The following is a 23526-nucleotide window of genomic DNA, read 5'->3' on the forward strand; positions in this document are numbered from 1 at the left end:
GACTCACGCCAGAACAGGGGGGCGCAGAGCCTCGATTGCCGCAGCATAGTCCGGCTGGGCGTAAATGGCGCTCCCGGCTATGAGCACATCTGCGCCAGCGTCCAGCGCCAGCGGTGCCGTCTGCGGGTCTATTCCCCCATCCACAGCCAGACGGATGGAGCGGCCACTTTCCGTGATCATCTCCCGCAGGCGGCGGATTTTGGAGAGCTGGCTGGTCAGGAACTTCTGGCCGCCAAAGCCGGGGTTCACGGTCATGACCAGAATGATGTCCACCATGTCCAGAATTTCGCTCACCGCTTCAGGCGGGGTAGCCGGGCACAGCACAATGCCGGGCTTGGCCCCCAGTGCGCGGATGATCTGGAGCGAGCGGTGGGAATGCGGCCCGGCCTCGATATGGATCAGGATATGGTCCGCCCCGGCCTTGGCGAAGGCTTCCAGATACGGGTCTGCGGGCTCAATCATCAGATGCACGTCAAACGGCAGCGTGCTGTAGGGCCGCAGGGCTTTGACAACCTGCGGGCCGAAGGAAATGTTGGGCACAAAATGCCCATCCATCACATCCAGATGGAGCCAGTCTGCTCCGGCCTTGGCAATAGCCTCCACTTCTTCCCCCAGACGGGCGAAGTCAGCGGCAAGGAGGCTCGGAGCAATAAGGGGGCGTGTTACAGGGCGCATAACAGCTGTTATCCGCAATCCCGCCGCCCGACGCAACTCTGGAGAGGTGGCTTGGCGGTATTATTACGCAGGCAGGATGAAGCGGGCGGCGAAAAATCCGTCCATGCTGCCTTCATCCAGCCACATGCCGGGATGGGTGCGCAGCCAGCCTTCCGGTGTGAGCGCCTGCGGCAGGAAGGAGAGTTCTTTCGGCGTGAAGGGGGAGGGAATCAAGCCCATTTCCTGTGCCGCGCGGGCGCGGGCCGGACCTTCTTCCTCCTGCAGGGAGCACACGGCGTAAATCAGCCTGCCGCCGGGGCGGAGCATGGATTTTGCCGCGGCCAGAAGCTGGTCCTGCCCGGCTGTCAGCGCTGTGACATCCCGGGGGCGTTTGACCCACAGCACATCGGGGTGGCGGCGCGCTGTGCCCGTGGCGGAGCAGGGGGCGTCCAGCAGAATGGCGTCAAACAGCGCCTCGGGCTTCCATGTGGTGGCATCGTCCTGCACGGTGTGCACAGGGTAGGCCAGCCGCGCCATGTTTTCTTTCAGGCGCAGCATGCGGGCGGCATTCTGCTCCACAGCCGTCACATCCGCGCCGGCGGCGGCAAGCTGTGCGGTTTTTCCGCCGGGGGCGGCGCACAGATCAGCCACGCGCTCGCCCGGCTGGGCCGCCAGCAGGCGGGCAGGCAGGGTGGCGGCCGCATCCTGCACCCAGAACGCGCCGTCCTCATAGCCCGGAAGCTCGGCCACGCGGGTGCCCGCAGGCAGGCGGATGGACCCGTTGGGCAGGAGCACGCCGCCTTCAGGGGCAGCGGCACCGGGGCGCAGGGTGATATCGAGCGGTGCCTCGTGGCTGATACCTTCTGCAATGGCGCGCGCGGTTCCCTTGCCCAGCACGTTCCAGGAGCTCCACAGCCATGAGGGCACGTTCAGGCGGGCCTGATCCAGCCCCTCCAGCAGGGCCGGGCCCTGATCAGCCACCTTGCGCAGCACGGCATTGGCCAGACCGGCGAAGGGAGCAAGCTTGCGGCGGCGCAGCAGGGAAACCGTGGTGCCGACTGCAGCGTGCGGCGGCGTTTCAAGAAACAGCAGTTGTGCGCAGCCCATCATCAGCGCCACGCGCACAGGCTCCGGGGGTTCCTTGCGCAGGAAGGGTTCAAGCACAGTGCGCAGCGTGCCCATATGCCGCAGTGTGGCCGCTGCCAGACGGTGGGCCGCGGCGCGGTCCCGCACGGGGGCCTCATGCTCATTGGCGGAGCGGGAGAGGCTGTTTTCCAGCATGCGCCGGTGTTCCACCACGCCGCAGAGAATATCAAACGCAACATCCCGCGTGGGGTCGGCAGGCTGGGGGGCGTTCTCCCTGCGGGATGCACTGCGTCTGGTATTACGGGGGCGGCGGGGTTCTGCTGTCATCAACTCACTATCTGTTCAGGCAATCTGGTCAGGCCAAAAGGTGGCGGGGGGTGGAGCGGCAGGCGGGGCCTGCCGGAAGATCAGGTCAGGTGCATCAGGCAACCAGCAGGGCGGCATCCGCCGGGGTGGGGGCGGCGCTCTTGTCCAGATACCGGCGCAGCACATCCGGATAGAGCCGGTGTTCCTGCCGGAGCACCCGTGCGCCGAGCGCCTCGGTTGTGTCCCCCGGCAGAACCGGCACGGCCGCCTGCCCCAGAATGGGGCCTTCATCCATACCTTCCGTAACCAGATGCACGGTGCAGCCATGAATGCGCACCCCAGCTTCCAGCGCCCGCTCATGCGTATGCAGGCCGGGGAAGAGCGGCAGCAGGCTGGGGTGGATGTTCAGCATTTTCCCGGCCCACTGCGTGGTGAGAAACGGGGTGAGCAGCCGCATGTAGCCTGCCAGACACACGGCCTGCGCACCGGCGTCCTGCAGAGCCGCATGCACGGCGCGTTCGTGCGCCTCGCGGTCTTTCTTGAATGGGCGATGATCAATCGCCTGTGTCCTGAGCCCTGCGGCGCGGGCCATATCCAGCCCCGGCGCGTCCGGCTTGTTGCTCAGCACAAGGCAGATACGGGCGGGGAAATCCGGCTGTTTGCAGGCTTCGATCAGTGCCGTGGCGTTACTGCCCCGGCCGCTGAGCAGAATGGCAACCGGGGTTTTAGGCGTCTCGCTCATGCTGCGTGAAAATCCGGGGAGGCTACCATGGTCAGGCCGGGCTTGGCTGTGGCGTCCGCCGCTTTGGCGATATGGCCGATCACGGTGCCTTCTTCCCCCAGATCTTTCAGGCGGGCGAGAACATCGTCCGGTTTGGGGGTGATCAGCACCATGCCCACGCCGCAGTTGAACACGCGCAGCATTTCCTCATTGGCGACATCGCCCGTGCGGGCCAGCCAGTTGAACACCGGCGGCACCGGCCATGTCCGGTCAATCACGGCATCCAGCCCTTCGGGCAGAATGCGGGGCAGGTTGCCCGGCAGGCCGCCACCGGTAATGTGGGCTGCGGCATGCAGCAGGCCCGCGCGGTGCAGGTCCAGCACCGTGCGTACATAGAGCTTTGTGGGCGTGAGCAGGGCTTCACCCAGATTTTTGCCCGGTGCGAAGGCAGCCGGGTCTGTCCATGCCAGATGGGCATCGGCCACAATACGGCGCACCAGAGAATAGCCGTTGGAATGCACACCGCTGGAGGGCAGGGCAATCAGCGTATCGCCTTCCGCAATGCCTGCGGGCAGCAGGGCGGAGCGTTCCGCCGCGCCGACGGAGAACCCGGCCAGATCATAATGCCCGTCCGCATACATGCCCGGCATTTCCGCTGTCTCACCGCCCACCAGAGCGCAGCCGGACTGTTCACAACCCTGCGCGATGCCGCGCACAACCTTGGCGGCGCTTTCAACAGAGAGGCGGCCCGTGGCGAAATAATCCAGGAAGAAAAGTGGCTCGGCCCCCTGAACAATCAGGTCGTTCACGCACATGGCAACCAGATCGATCCCCACGGTTTCATGCAGGCCGGTTTCAATGGCCAGTGTCAGCTTGGTGCCGACACCATCGGTGCAGGAGACCAGAACGGGGTCTTTAAAGCCTGCGGCCTTCAGGTCGAACAGCGCGCCGAATCCGCCAAGCCCGCCCATGGTGCCGGGGCGATCCGTGGCCTTGGCGGCGGGTTTGATCGCGTCAATCAGGGCTTCTCCTGCTTCGATGTCCACGCCGGAATCCCGATAAGTGAGGCGGGAAGAGGAAGAATTGGAAGAAGACGTCATGACGGGTGCTCTTGGTCTGAAAGGGGTCGATGTAACGGATCGGGTAGGGTAGGAATCCCTGAGGACAGTCTTTACGGCAGGTGAAGCAACACGCAAAGCGGCATGAAACGGAATATGGAAACAAATGAAGCCGCACGGCAGGCGGCGGAGGGAGTGGAGGGCGGCACCTCCGGGCAGATCGCCCTGCCATTCGCCTACCGCCCCCGATTCGGGCGGTCGGATTTTGTTGCGGCCCCTTCCAATGCCGCGGCCCGTGGCTGGGTGCTGGATGCGGAAGCCGTCTGGCGCTGGCCGGAAGGCCGCATGGCCCTGTGGGGGGAAGGTGGAACAGGCAAGACGCATCTGCTCTCCGTCTGGGCGGCGCGGCATGGCGCGCCTGTGGTGGAAGGCAGCCGCCTGAATGAGCGGGATGTGGCGGACCTGTTCAGTGAGGGCGGATTTCGCGCTCTGGCGCTGGATAATGCGGACAGGGTGCGGGAAGAGGCGGACCTGCTGCATCTGGTCAATCTGGTGCGGGAGCGGCGGATGGCCCTGCTCATGGCCGGGCGGGCGGCCCCGGCGCGGTGGCCGGTGCGCCTGCCCGATCTGGCCAGCCGCCTGCGGGCCACGGCCTCCGTGCCGATCGGGCAGGCGGAAGAAGACTTGCTGAGACGATTGTTTTTGCGTCTGCTGGCGGAACGGCAGATGGTGGTAGCCCAACCGGTGACAGAATGGGTGCTGCGGCGGCTGCCCCGGAACGCAGGCGCGATTCGGGAAATGGCCGCCCGGCTGGATCAGACGGCGCTGGCCTCGGGCGAAAAAGTGACACGGGCGCTGGCGGCCAGCGTGCTGGAAGCCCTGCTGGCGGAAGAGGCTCCTTAGAGGCCGTATGCCGGGCGGGAGAGCTGGCGGAGGGGCCGGGTCTGATAAAGGGTCTGATAACCGCCTTTATCAGTCTTGCTCCGCGGGCGCATCTGGGTCACTGTGCGCTGTCTTTTTGTTATAGTGTAACACCTAACCTGAAGGTGATTTCTACATCATGAGCGGCTTCTTCAAGCGTTCCCTTCTTCCTCTGGCCGTGCTGGCCTGTGCTCCGGTGCTTCTGCCTCCTATTCCGTTCGCACATGCGGATGAAGGCATGTGGACCATGGACCACCTGCCTGTGGACCTCATGAAGCAGCGCTACGGCTTTACCCCCACCCCCGCCTGGACAGAGCGCGTGACCAAGGCTTCGGCCCGTCTGGCGCTGGGCTGTTCGGCCTCGTTCGTTTCTGCGGACGGGCTGGTGATGACAAACCACCACTGCGCGAACGAATGCCTTCAGCAGCTTTCAGGGAAAGGGAAAAACTACTTTCAGGATGGCTACAGCGCGAAAACTCCGGCGGATGAGCAGCGCTGCCCTGCCATGGAGCTGGACCAGCTTGACCGCATTACCGATGTGACAGACCGCATGCAGCAGGCCCTGCGCGGCAAGGACGGCGCAGCCTACACCACAGCGCGTCAGGCTGAGGAAAGTGCGATTGAGAAGGAATGCGCAGGGGATGACGCCAAGAAATGGCGCTGCGATGTGATCAGCCTGTATCACGGCGGGCGCACGGCGCTGTATCGGTATCGCCGGTATCAGGATGTCCGCATGGTGATGGCACCGGACCAGAACGCGGCGTTTTTCGGGGGAGACCCGGATAACTTCAATTTCCCGCGTTATGATCTGGATATGGCGTTCCTGCGTGTTTACGAAAACGGGAAGCCCGCGCGGGTTGAGGCGTTCCTGCCGTTTGATGCCGCCGGGCCGAAAGAGGGGCAGCTTGTGTTCACCTCCGGTAATCCGGGGTCAACGGAACGCGAAGTGCCTCTGGCTGATCTGGAATTTTCCAGAAACGTGATGGTGCCGTTCATTCTGGATAATTATTCCGCGCTGGATGGTGCCCTGTGGCAGTATAGCCGGGAAAGTGCCGCGCACCGTCAGGAAGCGCAGGAACGTGTTTTCGGGATTGAGAACAGCCTGAAAGTCTATCGCGGGCGTGTGGCTGTTCTGTCCGACCCGAAGCTGCTGGAGGCCAAGGCGAAAAGCGAAGCCGACCTGCGCGACTGGATCAACGCAGACCCCAAACGCAAGGAAACCTATGGGGACCCGTGGGCGAAAAACGCACAGGCGCTGGCTGTAAAAAATCGTATTTTCAAACAGTATGTGATGCTGGAAGGGTCTTTCGGCCTTCAGGGAGAGCTGTTCCAGTATGCAAAACTGCTGGTGCGTGCTGCCAATGAACGCCAGAAGCCCGATGCGGAGCGTCTGACCGCCTATCATGATGCCAGACTGCCCGCGCTGGAGGCCGAACTTGGCTCTACGGCTCCGGTGTATCCTGATCTGGAAAAAACAGAACTCGCCTTTTCTCTGAGCAAGCTGCGGCAGGTGCTGGGCGCGGATGATGAGATGGTGAAGCTGGTTCTGGGCAAGGCCTCCCCGGATGATCTGGCGGAAACGCTGGTGAAGGGCACCAAGCTGGCGGACCCGAAGGTGCGCCTGACCCTGTGGAAAGGGGGCGTGCAGGCAATTGCCGCCTCGCATGATCCGATGATTGTGCTGGCCCGCAGTCTGGAACCGCAAACCCGCGCCCTGCGCAAGCAGATGGATGATGAGGTGGCCGCTCCTTCCCGTCAGGCAACGGAAGCCATGGCCAAGGCCCGCTTCGCGCGGGATGGTGTGTCCTCCTACCCGGATGCCACGTTTACGCAGCGCCTTTCCTTCGGGCAGGTCAAGGGATGGGATGAAAACGGGAAAGCTGTTCCGGCGTTTACATATTTCTCAGGCCTGTATGATCGGGCAACCGGGTCTGACCCGTTCCGGCTGACAAAGCCGTGGCTGGATGCCAAGGCGCATATTGCCATGCAGACCCCGTATGATTTTGTCACAACCAACGACATTATCGGCGGCAATTCAGGCTCTCCGGTGATTGATTCCCAAGGCCATGCGGTGGGGTTGATTTTTGATGGCAACATCCATTCTCTGGGGGGTGACTTCTATTATGATGAAAGCACCAACCGCGCCGTGGCGGTGGATGCCGCCGCCATTATGGAAGCGCTGAAGGTCGTTTATAAAAATCAGCCTCTGGCCAATGAACTTTCTCAGGGTCATCTCTGAGTTTTGAAGTCAGGTCTTCAGGCTCCCGCCGCCAGGCTGGCGCGGGGCCTGAATGGCAGGAATGCTGGATATCCGGTCCAGAAAACAGGCTCGCAGGGCGGAATGCCCTGCGGGCCTGTTGCATATTCGTGATGAGTCTCAGCAATTAAGGCAGACACAAAAGCGTAATATATGCCATTCTTTTCCTGCCAGATGCCTGTGCAGTATGGTGGTGGCCTGACGTCAAGAAGCAGGGCCGTTTGTCCGCAAGGGCTGATGCGGATAACGGAACAAGATAAAAAGGGAGAATGGGTGTGACGACGGTGCAGGACAAGAAAAAGGGCCAGTCAGCCAGTGCCAGCGTGCCCGCCCGCAAACGCCTCCCGGCCTCAGGCCGGACCCGGAAAAAATCTTCACAGAAAAGCATGACGCTGGAGATGCCCGAGCGGTTCATCAACCGTGAACTCTCCTGGCTGGCCTTTAACCAGCGCGTGGTGGAGGAGGCGGATAACCCGCGAAACCCCCTGCTGGAGCGCCTGCGTTTTCTGTCCATCAGCGCCAGCAATCTGGATGAGTTCTATTCCGTGCGTGTTGCGGGGCTTGTCGGGCAGGTGCGGGAAGGGCTGGTGGCGCTTTCACCCGATGGCCTGACCCCCTCCCAGCAGCTTGATGCCGTGCGTGAACGCTGCGCCCAGCTCCTGCGTGAGCAGCAGCGTATCTGGGTGGAACTGCGTGATCTTCTGGCGCAAGATGATGTGGTTCTGTGTGAGCTGCCCGATCTGGATGAAGCGGACCGCGTCTGGCTGCATGCCTGCTTTATGGACCGCGTTTTTCCGGTGCTCACACCTCTGGCGGTTGATCCTGCACACCCGCTGCCCTTTATTCCCAATATGGGTCTGGCGCTGGGCCTGCGCCTGCTTCTGGTGGAAAACGGCGCGTTTGCGATGAACGCGCTGATTCTGCTGCCTGCGCAGGTTGAGCGGTTTATCCGCCTGCCCGCACGGGATGCGGCAGGCAGCCGGGCCATCCGCTTCATTCGGCTGGAAGATCTGATCACCCTGTGCATGGACCAGCTTTTCCCCGGCCTGATGGTGGGGGAGAGCGGGATGCTGCGGGTGGTGCGCGATACCGATGTGGAATTTGAGGATGAGGCGGAAGATCTTGTCCGGTCCTATGAAAGCGCGCTGAAGCGCCGCCGCCGTGGCGTGGTGATTCATCTGGACATGGAAAAGCGCGTGCCGACGGAACTGGCGGATGCCATTGCCTCCGGTCTGGATCTGCCGCCGGAGGAAATAGCCGTCCATTCCGGCATGATCGGGGTGGTGGACCTCAAGCAACTGATTGTGGATGACCGGCCCGATCTGCTGTTCCCGCCCTATACGCCGCGTTTTCCCGAACGGATTCTGGATTTCAACGGGGACTGTTTCGCCGCCATCCGGGCGAAGGACCTGCTGGTTCACCACCCGTTTGAAAGCTTTGATGTGGTGGTGCAGTTCCTGCGGCAGGCAGCGCTCGACCCGAATGTGATCGCTATCAAGCAAACACTCTACCGCACCTCGCGCGACTCCCCCATCGTCAAGGCGCTGATCGAGGCGGCCGAGGCGGGGAAATCCGTAACCGCCATGGTGGAACTGCGGGCACGGTTTGATGAGGAAGCCAATATCCGCCTCTCCCGCGCGCTGGAAGCCGCCGGGGTGCAGGTGGTGTTCGGCTTTGCGGACCTGAAGACCCACGCCAAGCTCAGCCTTGTGGTGCGGCGGGAGGGCACGCAGGTGCGCTCTTACGCGCATTTTGGCACGGGGAACTATCACCCCATCACAGCCCGTATTTATACGGACCTTTCCTTCTTCACCTGCAAGCCGGAACTGGCGCGGGATTCCGCCCGGCTGTTCAATTATGTAACCGGCTACGCCATGCCCGCCAGAATGGAGGCCATAGCCTTTTCCCCCATCACCACCCGCAACACGCTGCGGGAGTTGATTGAGGAGGAAATGGCTCATGTCAAAGCCGGGCGTCCGGGCACCATCTGGCTGAAAATGAACGCGCTGGTGGACCCTGACCTGATAGATTGCCTGTATCGGGCGTCCTGCGCCGGGGTGCGGATTATCGGTGTCATCCGTGGCATCTGCTGCCTGCGTCCGGGGGTGCCGGGTCTTTCGGAAAATATCCGCATCAAATCCATTGTCGGGCGCTTTCTGGAGCATTCGCGCATCTTCGCGTTTGGGAACGGCCACCGCCTGCCGTCTCGCTATGCGAAGGTCTATCTCTCCTCCGCGGACTGGATGACACGCAATATGGACTGGCGGGTGGAGAGCATGGTGCCGGTTACCAACCCCACCGTGCATGCGCAGATGCTGGGGCAGATCATGGTCTCTAACCTCAAGGACAATCTCCAGTCCTGGGGGCTGGAAGCCAGCGGCGCATGGCGCAGGCTCACTCCGGGCAGCCGGCCCTTCTCCGCGCATGACTGGTTCATGACATATCCCTCCCTCTCCGGGCGGGGGTCTGCCGCGCATGAAACGCCTCTTCGCGCGCCGGCGTCCCTCCCGGCCTCGAAAACCCTGATGTTTGACGACTGAGCCCAGTGGCGCGCGCGTGAAAAACCGGGATGCCGTGTTCTGGCAGGTTCTCTGTTTTCGTGAACGGTTTTCAGGAGTAGAGTGCCGCTCATGCAGATAGATATGCCGCGCCGCTCGGCCGTTGTTGACCTTGGTTCCAATTCTGTGCGCCTCGTGGTGTTCGAGGGCGTCTCGCGGAATCCTGTGCCGATTTTTAACGAAAAGGCCGTTCTGCGTCTGGGGCGCGGCCTGACGGCAACGGGCCGCCTGAATGAGGAAGGCGTGCAGATGGCCATGGAAGTGCTCAGCCGCTTCCACGCCATTGCCCGGGCCATGAATGCCGAGCCGTTTGAAATTCTGGCCACCGCCGCCGTGCGGGATGCGTTGAACGGGCCTGAATTTGTGGAAGCCCTGCGGCGGAACATGCCGGGGGTGCCAATCCGTATCCTGAGCGGAGAGGAAGAGGCTGATCATTCCGCCATTGGCGTCATGTGCGGCATTCCCGGCGCGCATGGTCTGGTGGCGGATGTGGGGGGAGGCTCTCTGGAGCTGATCCGCCTTGCCGAAGATGGGCGGCATGATGCCAATACCCTGCCTCTGGGGGTCATTCGCCTGAGTGACCGCGCAAATGGAGATCTCGGCGTTGCCCGCACGCTGGCGGATGAGGATATCGGCGCGGTCAAATGGCTTTCGCAGGTCAAGGGCGGCACGCTGTATCTTGTGGGCGGAGCCTTTCGTGCGCTGGCCCGGCTGCATATCGCCCGGATGCAGTATCCGCTGAACATCGTGCATTATTATACGCTGGGTTTGGAGGAAGCGCGGGAGATGACCGGCTGGCTCCTGCACGCGCAGCGCCGCAGTCTGGAGCGCCTGCCCGGTGCTCCCAAAAAACGTCTGGATGATGTGCCGTTCGCGGCCACCGTGCTGCGTCGGCTGCTGCGCCGGGTGCAGCCCGAGCGCGTGGTGTTCTGTGTGGATGGCCTGCGGGAGGGGTGGTACATGCTGAATGTCGCCCCGGATTGCCTGCCGCAGGACCCGATGGATGTGGTCGCCCGGGATATGTGCGCCCGGCTGGGCCGCAGCAATACGCTACCCGACGTGCTCTGCCGCTGGACGGCGGACCTGTTTTCCAAGGAAAGTGCGGCCGAGCAGCATCTGCGGCGCATTGCCTGCTTTCTTTCGGATGTGGGGAGCCACGATCACCCGGAATACCGCGCGGAGCAGACCTACTGGCGTATCCTGCGGGTGCAGGGCGTGGGGTTTGACCACGAAGCACGGGCCTGGCTCGCGCTGGCGCTGGCCGTGCGGTATGGTGCGGAGCTTAATGCCGAATTCCTCTCCACATCCCGCATGCTGCTGAGTGATGCCGCCTGGCGGCGTGCCGTGGCGCTGGGGCATGCCTTGCGTCTGGCCTATTCCCTCTCCGGCGGGACGGCTGTCCTGCTCGAGGGCACAGCCCTGCTGTGGCAGAACAAGGAACTGGTTCTGAAACTGGTCTCCTCCCGCGTGGCCGTGCGGGGGGAAACCGTGGGGCGGGGCCTGTCCCGCCTTGGGCAGGCGTTGAATGTTCCCACCCGGTTTGAGGCTGATCTGTAAGCCGGGGCTTTTCCGCGCCGTTAGGTGAGCATGGGAGCCCTGCGTAGGCGCGCCGCTGTGACAGGGCTGGACAAGCCGGGGCGTTCTGGGCACCTTAAATTTCAGTCATCTGTCCGGACAGAGGCCGCGGCACCTGCTTCTTCAGGCAGGCATCATGAGCGCTTGTTCTGTGGGAGTGGGAATTTATGAGCAGTCATTCAGGGGAAAACGTGGCGTGTCTTCTGAAGAAATAGTCGACCCGACCGTGCAGAACGATGCCTCTGTGCGGCGTGTTCTGCTGCATCTGGTTCTGCCGTTTGGCGCTCTGATTCTGGTTGTGGGGTCCATTGCCGCCATCGGCCTGCATTCCTACCGCTCCACGCGGGCAGGGGTTGTCGCTCTGACACATGAACTTCTGGGGGCTGTGCAGCGCAATATTTCTCAGGAAGTCTCGGATTACATCATGCCGGCCGTGGCGGGGAACACCATTGCCAGCGGCATGATCGCGCATGCCCCCACTCAGGTGGTGGACCGCGTTTTCAATTCCTACGGCGCGGCCATGCTGCAAAGCGTGCCCCAGTTGCAGTCCTTTTATCTGGGGGATGAAGAAGGCCATTTCCGCCTGATTACCCGTGGGCCGGATGGCACAAATCAGGAGCGCACCACGTTTGAGGTGCATGATGGCAAGCAGGTCTATCATCGTGAATTTTTCACGGATGATGGTGTAAAAACCGGCGAGGAATATACGGACGCCACCGGATATGACCCGCGCAAGCGCCCCTGGTATACTGATACGGAAGACCAGACGGACACGCAGTGGACACAGCCTTACCTGTTCCCGGCGTCCCGCCAGTTTGTCATGACCAGTTCCCTGCGCTTTCAGGGCGCAAACGGCCATACCTATGTTTTTGCAACCAATATTTCCCTGAATGAACTCAGCACGTTTCTTGACCACCTGAAGGTCGGGAAAACCGGTAACGCGATTATTCTGGACAGCAAGGGGCGCGTTATTGCCGGGCGTAACATCATGCAGCAGGCGGAAGCGGCAGGATGGGACTCTGAAAAAATGGTGCTGGACCCCAAAACGCATCCTGTTTTTGCGCGTGGGTATGATCATTACCGGGTGCGCGGCTTTGGCCCCCACAGTTTTGAGCTGAATAACAAGCGTTACGTCACCATTGCCTCTCCGCTGAAAAATTCAGCAAAAGGCTGGATCCTCCTGCTGTCCGCCCCGGAAAATGATTTTGCAAGCTTTGCCCGGCAGAGCAGCCAGCAGAGCCTTCAGTTTGCGGGCATTATCATCGTGTTCTCTCTGGTGCTGGCCGGCTTCCTTGTGCGGCAGGTGCGGCGGTCTGAACGGATGGCCCGCAAGCTGACGCAGCAGGGGATGCAGATTGCGCATGAAAGTGCCGCGGTCCAGCAGGTGGCGTCCACGCCCAGCCTGTTTGATCCCACGGCGGAACCGCTCGTGCTGACAGAGCAGCTTGCGCATGTGACGAATGCCCGGCGGGCCAGCATCTGGCGCCTGCTGTATGACGGGGCCGCCATAATCTGCGAGGATTCGTACGATCAGAAAGAGGATACGCATTCCGGCGGATTTGAAATGTCCCGCACGGAGCTTGGCGGGCTGTTCAGCAGCATTGAATCCGGTGATGTGCTGAATGTGCCCAATGCCGCCACGGATGAACGGACAACGCAGTTTGAGCGCCTCGTCATGCGTGAACTCGGGACACACATGCTGGCCGTATACCCCATTCAGGGGCCGAAAGGCATTGTGGGGGCGGTGGTGCTGGAAGATGCGGCCATGGTGCCGCATGTGGTCTATTTTGTGAGCCTGATGGCGTCCATTGCGGGGATCAGGCTGGTTGAAACCGGTCAGGATGCCGGAGGGGCGCTCACACTGCCGGCTGATGAGGTGCCCGGGGCAATGGCCATCGCAGCCCCCCGCGCCGAACCGAGTTTTGATAACATGCTGGTGCGTGCGCCAGGCGGCGCGGTCTCATCCGGCATTTATCCCTCCGTTGCCGTGCTGGTGATCACGTTCTCGGACCCGGTGGTGGATGGAGAGACGCAGACACACGCTCTGCTGGATCTGATCAATCAGCTTGCGACGGATGTTCAGCGCATTTCCAGAGAGCGCGGGCTGTTCGCGGTGGAAGTGGCGGGCCACCGGATGATCTGCATGGCAGGCTGCACGCAGGAGGAAGACCCCACGGCCATCATCCGCGTTGCGGATGCCGCGCTGACCATGCGGGAGACGTTCATGGCGGCTCTGGCTGCGGCGGATCTGGAGCCTGTGTTCGCCATGGGGCTGGATTACGGTGCGGCTTTTGGCGGGGCTGTGGGGGAAGAGCCCAAAGTGTTCAACCTGTGGGGGCAGACAGTCTCTCTGGCGGAACTCATGGCGCAGGGTGTGACAGAAGGCGGCACCATTCAGGTGACAGACCGTGTCTATCAGGCTCTGCGTGACCGGTATCTGTTCCGTTCCCGCGGGACATTTTATGCACCGCATCTCGGCCTTGGCCGGGCGTATGTTCTGGCAGCCCGGCGATGAGTGGTACGAACGAACCGCGTGAGCCCGGAGGGGAGCTTGATCCCATTCTGGCGGCTGATGCCGCCAGCCACCCGCATCACGGGCAGAAATTTGCGCTGCGTCTGTGGGTGTACGAAAAACTTGGCCTGGTGGGGCGGCTGACACGCAGGCAGATCCGCTTTTTCCTCATCATGCTCGGGGCAAGCTGGGGCGTTATTTTTGAAAGCTTCCGCACGCATTCCTGGCGACGGACAGTCCGGTTCGAATTCGGGGCCACGCTGAACAGTGTTGTGGGCGGCGGGATGGTGGCCACCCTGTTCGCCGGCACGCTGACAGGCGTGGCGGCTGTCTCCCAAACCATTTACTGGCTGGGTCTGGCGGGCATGACCAAAATGACGGGCACCATTCTGGTGGACGTCGTTATTCGGGAAATTGCCCCCATTCTGGTCGGTATGCTGCTGCTGGGGCGGAATGGCATGCTCTCCGTCACGGAGCTCGGACTGCTGACCACGGGGGGAGAAATCCGCTCCATGCAGGCGCAGGGGCTGGACCCGTTCCTGCTGCTGGTCATGCCGCGTACGCTGGCGTTTACGGTCGGCGGGTTTACGCTGGGCATCCTGTTCTCCTTCGCGGCCTTGCTCACCGGCTATGTGATCAGCCGGATTTCCGGCGTGGTGACCAACCCTGTCTGGACGTTTTTTTATGATGTGATTACCGCCATGTCCCGCGCGGATTATCTGGTGATCCCTCTTAAATTCATCGCGGTCGGGTTTGTCGTGGGGTTGGGTGGCTGCCTGACCGGGCTGACCGCAACCAACGAAGACAACCTTCGCACACTCCTGCCGCGCGGCTTCTCCCGTGGTATGCTGATTGTCATGGCTGTCAGCGTTCTGTTCAGTCTGGACCTGTAAAGCCATGGAGACACGCACCGTCGGGCCATTGCTGGAACTGAACAAGGCTGTGCCCTCCTTTGAAGAAAGCGGCCTGCCGCCTTTGCCGTTCAGCATGAAGCTGATGCCGGGGGACTGCGTGGTGGTGGAGGCGCGTTCCGCCTCTCGCGCCACCATGTTTGCGGATCTGTGCTGCGGGCTGGTGCCGCTGGAAGAGGGCGCGGTAAAATTCATGGGGCTGGACTGGGCTGAACTGCATGACAGGGAACTGAACGCTCTGCGCGGGCGCATTGGCCGTATGACCCGCAGGCCAAGCTGGCCGGAGTTCCTGAACACGCACCTTGCCATCACGCTCCAGCAACTGCACCATACCAACCGCCCGCTGGACGAGGTGGTGGCGGAAGCCGCCCGGCTGGGAGAACTGTTCGGCCTTCCGGGCCTGCCGGTGCTGCCCCCCAGCAGGCTTTCCGATGTAGACCTGCTGCGGGCAGGGTGTGTACGGGCATTTATGGGGCGCCCCCGGCTGCTGCTTCTGGAAGACCCGCTGGAAGCAAGCCCTGTGGACCTGCTCAATCCGTTTCTGAGTGCGATAACGGAGGCGCGGGACAGGGGAGCCGGTGTGATCTGGCTGGTGCGTGGCAATGCCGTATGGCAGGGCTACCGGCAGGGGATTACAAGTTTATGGCGCCTGGCTGATGACGGGCTTGTAGAAGTACGGACAGCATAATGTTCCAGATCCGCTTACGACAGAAGATCAAACCGCTTATTTCCCTGCGCTATGCGGATGAATGGGTCGGGTTCCTCGTACTGCTCAGCGTGGTGCTGTTTGCCGGTGCCGTGGTGGAGGCCGGTGTGCTGCGTGACTGGCTGACACCGCCTGCGCGCCTGCATGTCACACTGCCTGCCTCCGGCGTGGGCGGGCTGACCGTGGGGAGTGATGTGCAGTTGCTCGGCACCCATGCTGGCTCTGTTCGTGCGGTCAAACTCAACCCCTCGGGCGAGATGTATGCGCTGGTGGATCTGGACCCGCAGGCCAAACCCTTCATCCGGCGGGACAGCACGGCCATTATCCGCAAGCAGTTTATTGTCACCGGCTCCTCCTATCTGGAGCTGAGCCGTGGGCATGGTGATGCCATGGACTGGAGCTATGCGGTGCTCAACGCCACACCGGCCCCCAATCCGGCGGATCAGATTACCGCCACGCTGAATGATATTCAGGACCAGATCATGCCGGCCATTGCCAGCGCCCGACATATGATGGCGGAACTGGATGCCACCATGACAGATATGCATGCGGGCAAGGGCACGGTGGGGCAACTGCTGACCAATGATGAACTGCTCAAACAGGCGCAAGCGGCGGTTGTTTCACTGAACACCGTGATTGATCGCCTCAAGCCGATTGAGCAGCAGGTATCCGGCATCATGACCAAAACGGATGGCACGATGAGCAATCTGCGCGCGTCCACGCATGATCTGAAAGGGGCGACACCCCATCTGCCAGCCATTGCCGCCAGTGTGGAAGCCAGCACGGCCGATCTGCCAGCACTGCTCGCACAGGCCCAGACCACGCTGTATGGGCTGGAAAAACTGACGGAACAGTTACGCGGCATGTGGCTGCTGGGGGGGAAGAAAACAACACACGAGAACCTTCTGGCCCCCCGGCAGGTGCGGCCATGAGGCGCGGTGTGCACCAGCTCCGGCAGGCCCCGCGGCGTAAGGCGTCCCGCCTCCCGGCTTCCTTCCTTCTGCTCCCGCTTCTGCTGGCAGGGTGCGGCGGGCAGGCTGCGGATGCGCCTTCCGCGCGGGATGATGCCGCGTGGGATCAGGCCATGACAGCCGGGCAGGATTCCTTCGAACTGGGTCGCTACAGCGTGGCCATCACCCAGTACCGCAAAGCGGCGGATCTGGCTCTGTTGCGGGATGATGGTGTGGCGGCCTCCGCCGCCGGGTATGATCTTGCCGTCTCCCAGCTTGCGGCGGATGATCCGGCGGGCGCTATTAAAACCGTGGGCATCACCCGGCAGGCAGCCGCTCTGCGGCGGACAGCGGCACAGCCGGAGTTTGATCTGGTTGAGGCCGCGGCTTACTACCGCCTGAAGCAGTATCCGCAGGCCATAACACTGGCGTCTGCCGGTATGGCTGCCCCCCAGCGGGCCGGTGTGGCGCGGGCCGCGCTTGTGCTGGGGCTTGCGGCGGATGCCGGGCAGGATAGCGTTGCCTTCCAGAAGGCTCTTGCGTTTTTTGACGGACTCAAGCCGCCGCTCTCCCTTACGGAGCAGGCTGACAAGGCGGAAATTCAGGCCCGCGCCCTGCTGGCGAGTAACCCCGCGCAGGCGGACATGCTGGCCGAACAGGCCGCCGACCTGCGGCGGCAGGAAGCCTCTTACCGGGATATGGCGCGCGCTCTGGCTCTGGCCGGGCAGGCGGCGGACCGCTCTGGAGACCGGCAGAAGGCGGCCAGCCTGTGGGCCCGGGCCGCGCAGAGTGCCTCCGTGCAGGCGAAGTTTGCCGATACGATGGATGCCGCCACCGTGACGCAGGGCAACCATCTGACGCGGGGTGGGGCGGACACCTCCCGCAGTGATGCGGCGCAGTGGGGGCATCTGGCTGGCGGTGTTTCCCTGCATCCGTTTGAGGAAGAGAAAAAACCTTAAGAAACCGCCAGAAGAATCTCTGAACTGTGAAGCGGATTTGCCATGCGCAATTGACGTGAGAAGGCTGTCGTGAGGCCGTGTATGACCCTCTGGAGATACAGGCGCGCGGCAGGGCGGCCTTTCAGACCAGAAGGCAGAGATGAGAAGTTTGTTGCGGCAGCTTAAGGAAAAGCGCGAGGCAAGACTGACGGCGCGCTATAACAAACTGGATGATGCCCCGCTTCAGAACACAAACGGCACTGGCAAAAAAGTCCATTTTACAACAAAGGAAGCCATACGCCGGTTCCGCGCTCATGCGCTGGTGGAGGAAAAAAGCCATCGGGATATCGTGCGTGTGGGGCTGACAGACAGTGTCTGGACAGACCTGTACCATCATGCGCTGACGATAAGCTGGCCTTCTTTTGCGGCGCTATCTGTCGTTTTCTATTTTCTGGTGAACCTGTTTTTCGCGCTGCTCTACCTGATCGTGCCGATGCAGGTAACCGGGACAGGGCAGCATGGCCTGTTGTCGTTGTTCTTTTTCAGTGTGCAGACCCTCTCCACCGTGGGGTATGGCGGCATGGTGCCGGTGGGGACCACGGCCAATGTCATCGTGTCGTTTGAAGTGCTGGCGGGCATGATGATCAACGCTCTGGCAACGGGCGTGGTGTTTGCGCGCTTTGCCCGCCCGCGTGCCCGCATCATGTTCAGCAACAAAGCAGTTATCAGCAGTGAGAACGGAGTGCCTGCCCTGTGCATCCGCATTGCCAACATGCGGCTCAGTGTCATTTTATCCGTGGATGTGGAAGTCGCACTCTCCCGTCTGGTCATGAGTGAAAACGGGCATCTGGTGCGGCAGTTTGACCAGCTTCTGCTGGTGCAGTCTCATGTGCCGGTCCTGCGGTTTGCATTTGTCATGGCGCATGTGATCGGGCCGGAAAGCCCGCTTTACGGGAAGAGCATGGCGGAACTGGATAAGGAAACAGCCGAAATTGTCGTGACAGTGACCGGTACGGACGAAGCGTTGGGTCAGACCGTTTTTGCCCGAACAGCATACCGGTTTGACCTTGTGCACCATAATCACCGGTTTGTGGATATTGTCGCCCCTCGGCCGGATGGCCGAATTGCTGTGGATTACACGCGTTTTCACGATATTGAAAAACACTGAAGCGCATCGGGGGGGGGAAGACCTGCCAGGACTGGCTGAAGCCCACGTTCAGGTCGCCTCCGGGCCACTAGGCCGCAGCGGAGGGGAGGTGGAAGCGGCGCGTTGTATCCAGAAACGTGACATTATCCGCCAGCTCCCGCTTCATGACTTCCAGACTGCCCACGGCGCGGGTCAGGTCCATTTGCCGGGAGAGGTTGGGTTCCGCCAAAGCCGCGGGGCGGAGCAGTGCAAGCGCTCTGGCGGCTGTTTGCGCGGGCGTGGTGGTGCGACCGTGCAGGGTGGCGATGCTGTGCAGGACATCCTGCAACAGCTGCGTCTGTCCCGGCTGCAGAATCTTGTGTTCCAGAACATGCTGAATCCGTAAAACCAGAAGCCCTACCGTCATGACTCCCATGGCTCCCGCCAGATAGGCTTCTGTCAGTGTATCGGGGCTTTCACCCGCATGGTGGATAATCTGTGCAATGCGCCCGCAAGACTGCGCCATCCATTCCGCCGGGGTAAAGGCGCTCTGTCGTGCGGCTAGCCTGCGCAGGTCCCGCACCAGCTTGCGGCGCAGGCGCCAGCGCTCCGCCGCCGGGTCAAACGGCAGCACCAGCCGGAATGCCCACACACCCAGTGCAATACCCAGCACAACTGCCGGGGTGGTGTTGAACCAGACCAGTTCATTCAGGCGCGCATGGTTGGCTGGCCCCACCATGAACGGCATGAAATTGTTATAGGCCGCGGCGGTGCCAATAGTGCCGGGCGCGCGCAGCGCCAGCCCGCCCACCAGCATGGGAAAGAATAGTGAGGCCAGCAAGGTTTCATTACTGGCCTGCTCCGGCAGCACCACAAAAACCAACACCCAGGACACCGCCGCCGCCCACAAGGCTCCCCTGAGAAAACCGCTCGAAGCCAGAACAGGATTCTCAAAGGCGGAAAAGCGTGTGCTGGTCACGGCTACAAACATGGCCAGTGTGGCACCGTTCGGCCACGCAGTAACCTCCCAGATCAATGCGCCAATGCAGATGGCGGCGGCCGCACGCAGGCCGTTGTTCAGAGCCAGAACGGGGTCTTTTTCAATATGCTGCTTAAAGCGGAAGCGGTCCGTGGGGGCTGGGTCATAAAGGGCAATAAAATGCAGCAGGGCTTCATCCAGTTCCAGGATCAGCTTTGCCAGAGCCGTTTCCAGAATACGGCTTTCCAGCAGATCCCGTATCAGGTCATCCGGGCAGGCGGGCTGGGCGCGGGCTTGCTCAAAAAGGATCAACGTATCTGTTGCGGATTGCAGGCAGTCCGTCCGGGCGCGGTACAGCGCTTTCCGGATCACGCGGGCGGCTTCAACCGGTGTGGTATTCTGAAGCTGTTCCGGTACGTGGTTCAAAATCGTGGTAAAACTGGAGAGGGTTTTTCTGAATGCCGAAGGCAGGGGAGAGGCGGCTTCCATGTGGATATGCAGGCTCAACCCACGCGCCAGAAAGGTGGAAATACTGGCCAGAACCGCGCGGGCATGGTCTCCGGCATGGGCATGCGGGCCGATCTCGATTTCACTGAACTCAATCTGGTCTGCCAGAGAAGGGATGCTGCTCATCAGGGCGCGGGAGCGGAACAGGCCGTCCTTTTGCCCCAGAAGCAGTCCCGTCATGCTCTGGCAGGCACCGGACAGGGTTTCCTGCATGCGCCTGCGGAGTTCCTCCTGCGCAATGGTATCCAGCCGGGGTGCAAACAGGCCCGCCAGTGTGCTTTCGCACACAATGCCCAGCGTGATGTATGTCGTGCGGGACAAGGCGATCATGAACACATTGTCCGGCTGGTTTGCCGCACTCAGCACAATAATCGTGCAGGTGAAGGCCACCAGCACCAGCGCGTAGGACCGGAAATTACGCAGGAAGGTGGCTTCCGCACAGCAGGCTCCGGCTCCCAGCGCCAGCAGGGGGAACAGCAGCCAGGGCTCCTGCGGGAAGGCTGCCAGAAAGGCCACACCGGCAATCGCTCCGGCACAGGTGCCTATCAGCCGCCATTTGGCTTTGGAGAGGCTTTGCCCGCGTGAGTTCTGGGCAACAATCCATGTGGTCATGGCGGCCCATTGCGGGCTGTCCATTTCCATCCATAACGCAATGCTCAGGGCGAGTAGGGCCGCGCAGGTTGTGCGCAGGGCAAAGCCGAGATTAGCGGGGGAGGGGGCAATCAACCAGGCCAGCGGCGCAGTTTCTGGAAGACCGGCTCGGCCCTGCACTGCACCGGTAACCCACGCAGGCAGGTGTCGAACAAGGCGTTCAGAGAATAAGGACAAGCGCACGGACCAGTTTTCCTCCCCGCTTCTGTTATAACACAGAGGCGGGTCCGGTCCTTCCTAAAATTCTTTTTCAAAAAAAACGGCTTATTGCGCGTGTGTGAGCGGGGTGATGTCCCGTTGTGCTCTCTCAATGGCGGCTTTCATTGCTGCGCGGGACTGAGGACTGTTTTTCCAGCAGCTTGAACCTGCCAGGGCTGCCCCCAGAGCGCAGAGATCGTCCACATTACGCGTGGCCAGATCCGCAAACCCGTTGATCTGCATTGCCTCAAGGCGCGCCACAACCCGTGGACCGATGCCCTTGAGCGCCAGCAGGGCGGCGCGTTCCGCATCATTGAAACCGGACATTGTTCCCTCCTGTGCCTCTGTCACACGGCGTGTTAGACGCTCTTCTACCCAGCCCTGTGCGCATAATTGCTGAGGTTTTGTCACTATATCGGGTTGCGGGAAAATGTGCAGGTTTCGGGAAACAGGCCGCAGGGTGCGTGGCCTCTAAGTGTATGAGGGCCGCACTCATGCCGTGTCAGTCTTTGAGTTTTGTAATCACCGTTTCGGTGCGCTGGTGGCGCCAGTGCGAGGGCACTCGGGTAACACACCATGCATCCCGGGCCTTGCAGCGAGCCCTGCGGAAACAGCGCCACCGGGACGGGCTTTTACAGGCTCTCCGGGCTCAAGCCGCCCGGTAAGGTTTGGAGGCGTCAAGGAACACGGCGTTTGCGTCCAGCTCGTGTGACACCACAATCAGATAGGCAATGGCGCGGGTCAGCTCGATACGGGTGCTGATGTTGGGCTCCATGGCCTCAATGCGGCGCAGGGTCTGGGTGGCAATGCGCGCACTCTGGGCCGTGCGGCCGTATTTTCCGGTAAAGCGGCTCATACGCTTCATCACCACCTCAATCGGTTTGCGGGCGGAAGGCGGGATCTGGTTGCGCTCCAGCAGGGTGCGCAGGCGGATAATGTTCAGGCCGATGGTCATGGCCGCCAGTGTGCCCTGAAGGCAGCCCTCAATGGTGGGGGAGGGCGTGGGGCCAGCATGGCGGATCAGGCGGGCGAAGCGGTCAATATTCCGGCCAATCCAGTTCTGGTTGAGCGGGATTTGCTCCGCGGAGGCCAGCGTGCGCAGGTCCCGTAGCAGGGTGCGGCGCATGCGCCAGCGTTCCGCCGCACTGCTGAAGGGCATGACAGCCCGGAACATCACAACGGCGAAAGCCACTCCCAGAAGAATGGCGGCGGTGGAGTTGAACCAGGCTATCTCGTTTTCTCGGCCCTGGTTCAACGGGTGCACGAAATTGGGGAGCAGCAGCGTATAGGCGGCAGCGTGCAGGGCTGTTGCCGGGTTGCGGCTGGCCAGCCCGCCCGCAATCATGGGGATGGCGAGGGTGGCTACCAGCATTTCATAATTTTCCTGTGTGGGCAGCACCACAAACACAAGAAAGAAGGAAACGAGCGCGGCCCAGAGGCTGCCCACCATGAACTGGGTGGTGGCCACCACAGGGTTTTCCCGCGTGGCGAACAGACCGCAGACAATGGCCACAAAGGTGATGAAGCCAAGACCCGCAGGCCATGCCGTGACTTCCCACACCAGCCCGGCGCAGGTGATGGCAACGGTCGCGCGCAGGCCGTTATAAAAGGCTTCGCGCTTGTCGACATGGGACTGAAGGCGGAAATGGAAATGGTCCCCGCGTATATAATGCTGGCTGGCATCATATTCCCGAATGGCCTGTTCCAACTCGCCCAGCAGTTCATCCAGCGCGTTATGCAGGATACGCCCATCCAGCAGGGCCTGAATTTCCGGATTGTCCTGCACCTGAACCTGCTGGATGCTGATTTCCTTCGTCAGCGCATCCACAATCTGCTGTCGGCATTCGCCGCGCAGCAGGCGGAGGTTTTCCAGAAGCGTCTGGACCGTATCATCATTTTCAAGCTGGGGCGGCAAGGCGGTGAGAAAGGCGCTGACACGGCTGGCGGTGGCGTGGAACACCGGCTGGTTGGTGTTCACATATTGCAGCCGCACCGCCATGCCCAGACCGCGTGAGAGCAGAACGGAAACCGCAGCAAGGGCGGCGCGGGCGTGGTCTCCCTCATGCCCGTGCGGGCCCATTTCCACTTCCGAGAATTCAATCTGGTCATTAATGGACAAAATGGGGCCGAACATCGCACGGGAGCGGACCAGCGCTTCCTCATCCCCAGCCAGAAGGCTGGAGACCGAGGCCGAGACATTGCTCAGCGCGGTGCGCAGTTTGTCGCGGATATTGCGGCGGGCGACATCCGCCAGATTATGCGCGAACAGGCCCGCCAGAACACTCTCACAGGCAATGCCCAGCACAATATAGGTCGCACGGGACAGGGCGGTAAGAAAGACGTTTTCAGGGTTTGGAATGGCCCCGATGGCAATAATGGCGCAGGTATAGCCCGCCAGCACCAGCGCGTAGGAACGGAAATTGCGGACAAGGGTTGCCAGCGTGCAGCACAGCCCCACCCAGATAGCCAGAGCCGGGAAAAACAGCCACGCCTGCTGGATAAAGGCGGATATCAGCGTAATGGACATCACCACGCCAACGGCGGTGCCGACCAGACGCCACCGCGCCTTCGAAAGGCTTTCCCCGCGTGATCCCTGCGCCACGATCCAGACGGTCATGGGGGCCCACTGCGGGTCATCCAGCTCCATCCACAGGGCGATAACCAGCGAGATGAGGGCCGCCGCCGTGGTGCGCACGGCAAATCCCACAGCGGGGAGCGTGGGAGCAAACAGCCATTGCAGATGGCTGCTTTTCTGCTCACCGGGGCGACGCAGGGGGCGCAGATGGCGCAATGGCCCGATACGCTCGAGAAGGAAAAGAGGGATGCTGGGCAAAAGCGGCTACTTTATCGGGTGAAGCTGTTCAGGGCGATTCAGTCTCTCAAAATAGCCCGATTCCCTGAATTTTCCTTGA

17 protein-coding genes are annotated in these 23526 nt (G+C 61.7%); 10 read left to right on the top strand and 7 right to left on the bottom strand.

The genetic code is table 11. The features are described from left to right. Positions 1–3 precede the first annotated feature (3 nt). From rpe to purM, 4 genes are all read right to left on the bottom strand, one after another. Complete coding sequence (gene rpe / locus GOB82_RS01235) at positions 4–675, bottom strand: ribulose-phosphate 3-epimerase (RefSeq protein ID WP_166118611.1); 672 nt, start codon at positions 673–675, stop codon at positions 4–6. Positions 676–738: 63 nt separating this feature from the next. Further along, positions 739–2067, bottom strand: coding sequence for an RsmB/NOP family class I SAM-dependent RNA methyltransferase (locus tag GOB82_RS01240; RefSeq protein WP_166118613.1), 1329 nt, complete (start codon positions 2065–2067; stop codon positions 739–741). 94 nt (positions 2068–2161) lie between these two features. After that, a complete protein-coding gene (purN, locus tag GOB82_RS01245) occupies positions 2162–2788 on the bottom strand; it encodes a phosphoribosylglycinamide formyltransferase (protein WP_166118616.1) in 627 nt (208 codons plus the stop codon). After that, positions 2785–3867, bottom strand: coding sequence for a phosphoribosylformylglycinamidine cyclo-ligase (gene purM / locus GOB82_RS01250; protein ID WP_166118618.1), 1083 nt, complete (start codon positions 3865–3867; stop codon positions 2785–2787). Before purM ends, purN begins: the two co-directional genes overlap by 4 nt. 114 nt (positions 3868–3981) lie before the next feature. On the opposite strand from purM, the gene GOB82_RS01255 reads away from it, so the two are divergent. The 10 genes from GOB82_RS01255 to GOB82_RS01300 all read left to right on the top strand — a co-directional run bounded on the left by GOB82_RS01255 (position 3982) and on the right by GOB82_RS01300 (position 18321). Next, positions 3982–4728 carry a P-loop NTPase family protein gene (locus GOB82_RS01255; protein ID WP_166118621.1) on the top strand — a complete coding sequence of 249 codons (747 nt, stop codon included), beginning with the start codon at positions 3982–3984 and terminating at the stop codon, positions 4726–4728. 157 nt (positions 4729–4885) lie between these two features. Continuing rightward, positions 4886–6985 carry a S46 family peptidase gene (locus GOB82_RS01260; RefSeq protein WP_166118623.1) on the top strand — a complete coding sequence of 700 codons (2100 nt, stop codon included), beginning with the start codon at positions 4886–4888 and terminating at the stop codon, positions 6983–6985. A 287-nt stretch (positions 6986–7272) separates the two neighbouring features. After that, positions 7273–9543, top strand: coding sequence for an RNA degradosome polyphosphate kinase (locus GOB82_RS01265; protein WP_166118626.1), 2271 nt, complete (start codon positions 7273–7275; stop codon positions 9541–9543). Between the two features lie 90 nt (positions 9544–9633). Continuing rightward, positions 9634–11118: a Ppx/GppA family phosphatase gene (locus GOB82_RS01270; protein ID WP_166118629.1), complete on the top strand. Its 1485-nt coding sequence runs from the start codon at positions 9634–9636 to the stop codon at positions 11116–11118. A 154-nt stretch (positions 11119–11272) separates the two neighbouring features. Further along, the gene (locus GOB82_RS01275; protein ID WP_194300300.1) at positions 11273–13651 is read left to right on the top strand and encodes an adenylate/guanylate cyclase domain-containing protein; all 2379 of its coding nucleotides are present in this window, start codon (positions 11273–11275) and stop codon (positions 13649–13651) included. Then, the gene (locus GOB82_RS01280; protein ID WP_166118631.1) at positions 13648–14541 is read left to right on the top strand and encodes an MlaE family ABC transporter permease; all 894 of its coding nucleotides are present in this window, start codon (positions 13648–13650) and stop codon (positions 14539–14541) included. Before GOB82_RS01275 ends, GOB82_RS01280 begins: the two co-directional genes overlap by 4 nt. A gap of 4 nt (positions 14542–14545) precedes the next feature. Next, positions 14546–15247, top strand: coding sequence for a P-loop NTPase family protein (locus tag GOB82_RS01285; RefSeq protein ID WP_166118645.1), 702 nt, complete (start codon positions 14546–14548; stop codon positions 15245–15247). After that, on the top strand, positions 15247–16197 hold the full coding sequence (locus GOB82_RS01290) for an MlaD family protein (protein ID WP_166118648.1): 951 nt from the start codon (positions 15247–15249) through the stop codon (positions 16195–16197). The genes GOB82_RS01285 and GOB82_RS01290 overlap by 1 nt, the downstream gene beginning before the upstream one ends. Further along, positions 16194–17174 carry a hypothetical protein gene (locus GOB82_RS01295; RefSeq protein ID WP_166118650.1) on the top strand — a complete coding sequence of 327 codons (981 nt, stop codon included), beginning with the start codon at positions 16194–16196 and terminating at the stop codon, positions 17172–17174. The genes GOB82_RS01290 and GOB82_RS01295 overlap by 4 nt, the downstream gene beginning before the upstream one ends. Before the next feature lie 139 nt (positions 17175–17313). Further along, entirely contained in the window at positions 17314–18321 is a 1008-nt protein-coding gene (locus tag GOB82_RS01300; protein ID WP_166118652.1) for an ion channel, read from the top strand. 67 nt (positions 18322–18388) lie between these two features. Here the strand turns inward: GOB82_RS01300 and GOB82_RS01305 are convergent, their stop codons facing one another. The 3 genes from GOB82_RS01305 to GOB82_RS01315 all read right to left on the bottom strand — a co-directional run bounded on the left by GOB82_RS01305 (position 18389) and on the right by GOB82_RS01315 (position 23447). Next, the gene (locus GOB82_RS01305; RefSeq protein ID WP_265793790.1) at positions 18389–20599 is read right to left on the bottom strand and encodes an FUSC family protein; all 2211 of its coding nucleotides are present in this window, start codon (positions 20597–20599) and stop codon (positions 18389–18391) included. Between the two features lie 81 nt (positions 20600–20680). Next, complete coding sequence (locus tag GOB82_RS01310) at positions 20681–20941, bottom strand: helix-hairpin-helix domain-containing protein (RefSeq protein ID WP_166118655.1); 261 nt, start codon at positions 20939–20941, stop codon at positions 20681–20683. 322 nt (positions 20942–21263) lie between these two features. Next, positions 21264–23447, bottom strand: a complete 2184-nt coding sequence (locus GOB82_RS01315) for an FUSC family protein (protein WP_166118658.1) — start codon at positions 23445–23447, stop codon at positions 21264–21266. Between the last annotated feature and the right edge of the window lie 79 nt (positions 23448–23526).

Source organism: Acetobacter farinalis (genome assembly GCF_011516935.1).
GTDB classification, from domain to species: Bacteria; Pseudomonadota; Alphaproteobacteria; order Acetobacterales; family Acetobacteraceae; genus Acetobacter; species Acetobacter farinalis.

Excerpts from the sequence above, each read along its gene's own strand:
- rpe (WP_166118611.1), bottom strand. The coding sequence starts at position 675 with ATGCGCCCTGTAACACGCCCCCTTATTGCTCCGAGCCTCCTTGCCGCT.
- GOB82_RS01240 (WP_166118613.1), bottom strand. The coding sequence starts at position 2,067 with ATGACAGCAGAACCCCGCCGCCCCCGTAATACCAGACGCAGTGCATCC.
- purN (WP_166118616.1), bottom strand. The coding sequence starts at position 2,788 with ATGAGCGAGACGCCTAAAACCCCGGTTGCCATTCTGCTCAGCGGCCGG.
- purM (WP_166118618.1), bottom strand. The coding sequence starts at position 3,867 with ATGACGTCTTCTTCCAATTCTTCCTCTTCCCGCCTCACTTATCGGGAT.
- GOB82_RS01255 (WP_166118621.1), top strand. The coding sequence starts at position 3,982 with ATGGAAACAAATGAAGCCGCACGGCAGGCGGCGGAGGGAGTGGAGGGC.
- GOB82_RS01260 (WP_166118623.1), top strand. The coding sequence starts at position 4,886 with ATGAGCGGCTTCTTCAAGCGTTCCCTTCTTCCTCTGGCCGTGCTGGCC.
- GOB82_RS01265 (WP_166118626.1), top strand. The coding sequence starts at position 7,273 with ATGGGTGTGACGACGGTGCAGGACAAGAAAAAGGGCCAGTCAGCCAGT.
- GOB82_RS01270 (WP_166118629.1), top strand. The coding sequence starts at position 9,634 with ATGCAGATAGATATGCCGCGCCGCTCGGCCGTTGTTGACCTTGGTTCC.
- GOB82_RS01275 (WP_194300300.1), top strand. The coding sequence starts at position 11,273 with ATGAGCGCTTGTTCTGTGGGAGTGGGAATTTATGAGCAGTCATTCAGG.
- GOB82_RS01280 (WP_166118631.1), top strand. The coding sequence starts at position 13,648 with ATGAGTGGTACGAACGAACCGCGTGAGCCCGGAGGGGAGCTTGATCCC.
- GOB82_RS01285 (WP_166118645.1), top strand. The coding sequence starts at position 14,546 with ATGGAGACACGCACCGTCGGGCCATTGCTGGAACTGAACAAGGCTGTG.
- GOB82_RS01290 (WP_166118648.1), top strand. The coding sequence starts at position 15,247 with ATGTTCCAGATCCGCTTACGACAGAAGATCAAACCGCTTATTTCCCTG.
- GOB82_RS01295 (WP_166118650.1), top strand. The coding sequence starts at position 16,194 with ATGAGGCGCGGTGTGCACCAGCTCCGGCAGGCCCCGCGGCGTAAGGCG.
- GOB82_RS01300 (WP_166118652.1), top strand. The coding sequence starts at position 17,314 with ATGAGAAGTTTGTTGCGGCAGCTTAAGGAAAAGCGCGAGGCAAGACTG.
- GOB82_RS01310 (WP_166118655.1), bottom strand. The coding sequence starts at position 20,941 with ATGTCCGGTTTCAATGATGCGGAACGCGCCGCCCTGCTGGCGCTCAAG.